This is a genomic window from Ruoffia sp. FAM 24228, from assembly GCF_045528575.1.
GTDB lineage: Bacteria > Bacillota > Bacilli > Lactobacillales > Aerococcaceae > Ruoffia > Ruoffia halotolerans.
The window spans coordinates 1-4051 of record NZ_JBGQQZ010000107.1; the positions used below are offsets into that span (position 1 = coordinate 1).

Annotated in this window: 3 protein-coding genes; all 3 read right to left on the reverse strand. The window is 37.6% G+C overall.

Annotated features, from left to right (window positions below):
* Positions 1-502: 502 nt before the first annotated feature.
* From ACEN33_RS11905 to ACEN33_RS11915, 3 genes are read right to left on the reverse strand one after another with little or no spacing between them, the layout of a single operon-like run.
* Positions 503-1687: an ABC transporter substrate-binding protein gene (locus ACEN33_RS11905; RefSeq protein WP_407095179.1), complete on the reverse strand. Its 1185-nt coding sequence runs from the start codon at positions 1685-1687 to the stop codon at positions 503-505.
* Between the two features lie 18 nt (positions 1688-1705).
* Positions 1706-2461 carry a 2-keto-4-pentenoate hydratase gene (locus ACEN33_RS11910; protein WP_138404126.1) on the reverse strand — a complete coding sequence of 252 codons (756 nt, stop codon included), beginning with the start codon at positions 2459-2461 and terminating at the stop codon, positions 1706-1708.
* Between the two features lie 39 nt (positions 2462-2500).
* Positions 2501-3532 carry a branched-chain amino acid aminotransferase gene (locus ACEN33_RS11915; protein ID WP_407090970.1) on the reverse strand — a complete coding sequence of 344 codons (1032 nt, stop codon included), beginning with the start codon at positions 3530-3532 and terminating at the stop codon, positions 2501-2503.
* Positions 3533-4051: the final 519 nt, after the last annotated feature.

Below are 4051 nucleotides of genomic sequence, written 5' to 3' on the forward strand. Positions count from 1 at the left end.
GTTCCTCTATGGTAAGATGTGTGTAGCTCATAACAGACCTCCGTGTTTATGTTTTTGTCATTACTAACATTTTACACGAACCTGTTATGGGTTTCTTTATTTGTCGCACTTAATTTTACAATTCATCCTATAAAAAATAACAATTAATGGAGCGTAGTTTATATTTATTCTGAAATACACTACTTGACTATCTTTTTGGTAGAAATAAGTTTAGTTCATGAATAAATTGAGCGTGTCTCTGGTTGTCCACGTCCATAGGACCAGCATAAAATCTAAAACACGCATTGGTATTTTAAACGAATACTTGATTAACCAGAAACGCGCATTCCTATTTTAAACGAATACTAGTTTAGCTGGAAACGCGCATTCCTATTTTAAACGAGTTCTAGTTTAGCCAGAAACGCGCATTCGTATTTTAAGCGAATGCGCATTAACTGAGCTATTACAAAAATAACGAGTAAGCACAGTCAAATATGAACTGTACTTTCTCGTTTTTTTCTATTTATTCCACATTTACTTCTTGAGCATTAACAATTTCACCATTTTCTAGGGTAACCATAACGGCTGGTTTGACTGGGTTATGTTCTTCATTAATTGAGAATGTACCAGTCACTCCTTCGAAGTCGACAGTTTCAGCTAAAGCTTGGTTAACTGCGTCAGCCTCTGTTGATCCAGCTCTTTCGATACCATCAACTAAGAAAGCAATCGCATCATAACCTAAAGCAGCGAATGTATCTGGGGCTTTACCAAATTTTTCTTCATAGTCTGCGACAAAGTTATTAGATTTTTCGTTTTCTAAAGATGTGTCATAGTGAGTTGTATAGTGAACGTCATTTGTGTTTTCAGGTCCAGCTAATTCTACGAATGTATCACTCGCAAATCCATCTGCTCCAACCACTGGTGCTGTTACGCCAACTTCACGGAGTGCTTTGACTAATAAGCCTGTTTCTGTATAGTAACCAGGTACATAAATGGCATCGAATTCATGTCCTAAAACTGCTGTAGACAGTGATGAAAAGTCTGTATCACCTGAAGTATAAGCTTCAGTTGCAACAACAGTTCCTCCTTTAGCTTCATAAGCTTCAACGAAAGCGTCCGCTAGACCTAAAGAATAATCTAATGCGTTATCTACGATAAGAAGCGTGTTCTCAGCGCCAAGTGTATTATAAACATATTCAGCTCCGGCACGTCCTTGATATGAATCTTCATAGGCAACTCTAAATAAGTTCTCTACGGCTTCGCCGTTACTATCTAATGTCAGGCCATCTCCTGTCGTCGCTGGAAGGACATTTGGTTTATTATTTTCTTCGATTACAGGTTTTGCTGCATTAACAACTGCAGAAGCGTTTGGTCCAAAGACAGCAACAACGTCTTCATCATTCGCTAAACGTGTTTGTAAAGAAACTCCTTCGGTTGTATCTGTCTTATTATCTAAGACTACAAGTTCTAATGGGCGTCCATCTAATACTCCGCCTTCAGCATTCTTTTGTTCAACAAACAATTCAAAGGCTTCGACAGCGGGTACACTGTATGGTGCTGCGGGTCCTGTCAGTTCTAAGTTTACTCCTAGAACAACTGGTTCACCTGTTGCTTCTTGAGCACTCACACTGTTAGAGAATGGCATCGCTAAGGCACCGATTAAAGTTAAACCTGATAATAATAACTTACTTAATTTATTTAATTTCATTTTATTTTCCTCCGATTTTTATGGTTTGACAGTTAATTGAACGTCACCGACATTTTCATATTCAACGCGATAATTTCCCGCTTCTAATCTCTCTGGGAGCATAAATGTTCCTGATGAGACAAATCGACCAGCAGTTAATTTTTCCCCACGCTCTTCTAAGGCTTTGGCTAGCCATTTCACGGAATTAACTGGATGTCCTAATACTTCTTCAGAATTTCCTCGTTTGACTTCTTGATCGTTTAAATACAGAACTGCTTCGATATTTTTCACATCGTCATAACTGTATTGCTTGGCTTCTCCATAAACGACTGCCCCATTCACTGCACCATCTGCGATAACTTCATAGAAAGTTGTCTTAGGGAACCAGTCATCATAACGGCCATCGGGTACTTCAATCCCTGGGGCAACCAAACATTTTCTCATTACTTCCTCGTCTGTATCGTCGCCGTTAACATCTTCTTGAACTAAGAAGACTAACTCAGTTTCTAGAAGAGGTTCATTGTAATCAGTTAATGAAAGTGAAGCATCTTTTTTCACAGTGACATCGGTCATTTGTCCGAATAAAGGTGAGTCACTATTGAATAAATCTTGCGTTTCTTTACTCGTTAAACTGATTTTGTAACCTTGATGTTTTTCACCATTCTCTTCTTTCAGAGCAAGTACATCATCTTGTACTTGATAGGCTTCTTGAGTCGATTCGAAATTAAACTTCCCTTTTTCTAAAGGTGCGTTATCTCGGTAAGCTTTAAATAGTAATTCTGCTTTGTTTGTCATTTTTTATAATTACTTTCTTTTAATCCAAGTCATCAACAATTAAAATTCAACTTTTTGAATCCAACCTTCGGGTCCTTCTTTTTCACCAAATTGGATTCCAGTTAATTCATCATAAAGGGCTCTAGTTAGTGGTCCGACTTCAGTTTCTGAATAGAAGACATGTTTCTTGTCGCCTTGAGTAATACTTCCAATCGGTGTAATCACTGCGGCTGTCCCCATAGCCCCTGCTTCTTTGTAGTGATCCAGTTGGTCAATAAAGACGTCACCTTCAAAAGTTTCTAAACCAAGCACATGTTCTGCTAAATGCAATAAAGAGTATTTTGTAATACTTGGTAAAATAGACGGTGATTTAGGTGTGACAAAGACATCATCTTCAGTAATAGCGAAAAAGTTCGCTGCCCCGACCTCTTCAATTTTTGTATGTGTTGCTGGGTCTAAGAAGATTGAATCCGCAAAGTTATGCACTTGAGCTTCTTTTCCCGCTTTAAAACTTGAGGCATAATTTCCTCCCACTTTAGCTGATCCGGTTCCTCTTGGTGCAGCTCGGTCATATTCACTGACCATGAAAGGTGCGGGTTGTAAACCGCCTTTAAAGTATGAACCGACAGGTGTAACATATATTCCGAATAAGGCTTCTGATGCCGGAGATACGCCGACGATATCACCGACTCCGATTAAGAATGGTCGAATGTAAAGCGTTGCACCTGTTCCATAAGGAGGAATCCACTCTTCGTTTGCACGGACGATTTCTTTTACCGCTTCAACAAACGCATCTTCTGGATACGGTGGCAACATCACTTGATCAGCTGAGCGTGCTAGTCGTTTCGCATTTTCATCTACTCTGAATAAATTTACTGAACCGTCTTTTGTTCTGTAGGCTTTGAGTCCTTCAAAACATTGTTGACCAAGATGTACTGCTGGTGAAGCTTCACTAATTGTGATTGTATTGGCCTCAACTACTTGGCCTCCATCCCATTTCCCATCTTTATAGTATGCTCTAAAACTCTTACCAGTATTTATGTATCCAAAACCTAATGTTTCCCAATTTAAATCTTGTGGTTTAACTGACATTTCCATTATTAATCTTCATTCCCTTTCCCAAAAAATTTTATTACAAAAAAAGCCTATTTAGATTAACTAATAATCTAAACAGGCTTTGACAGCTGTATATTAAAAAAGCGAGATAAAATCTGCCGCTCGTTTAGATTATTAGTCTATACGAGCAACAAAAAACTTTAGCACGCATAGATACAAACTTGAAAGTTTTTTTCGTGTTTGTATCTATACTGCGGATACAAACACTACCTAATAATGCTAATAATTGTAGCTAATTTAAATGTGTGTGTGCTAAAAGTTTTCATGTTATCTCTCTCCAAATATCTTTAGTAAATACAATTTATCATCATAAAATGAATTTGTCAACTACTTTCTAATTTAAATGGTTCTACAATAAATAGGGTTGCTGACAAAAATTAAAATGTCATCAACCCTATCTTTGTGTCTTCTAAAAGACGCAGATATTCGTTATATTAAAAGTACCACCAAATAACATAAGGAGAATATCTACGCATGAACCATTTTATCCAAAAA

Coding starts and splice junctions, on each gene's coding strand:
- ACEN33_RS11915 (WP_407090970.1), bottom strand. CDS start 3,532: ATGTCAGTTAAACCACAAGATTTAAATTGGGAAACATTAGGTTTTGGA.
- ACEN33_RS11905 (WP_407095179.1), bottom strand. CDS start 1,687: ATGAAATTAAATAAATTAAGTAAGTTATTATTATCAGGTTTAACTTTA.
- ACEN33_RS11910 (WP_138404126.1), bottom strand. CDS start 2,461: ATGACAAACAAAGCAGAATTACTATTTAAAGCTTACCGAGATAACGCA.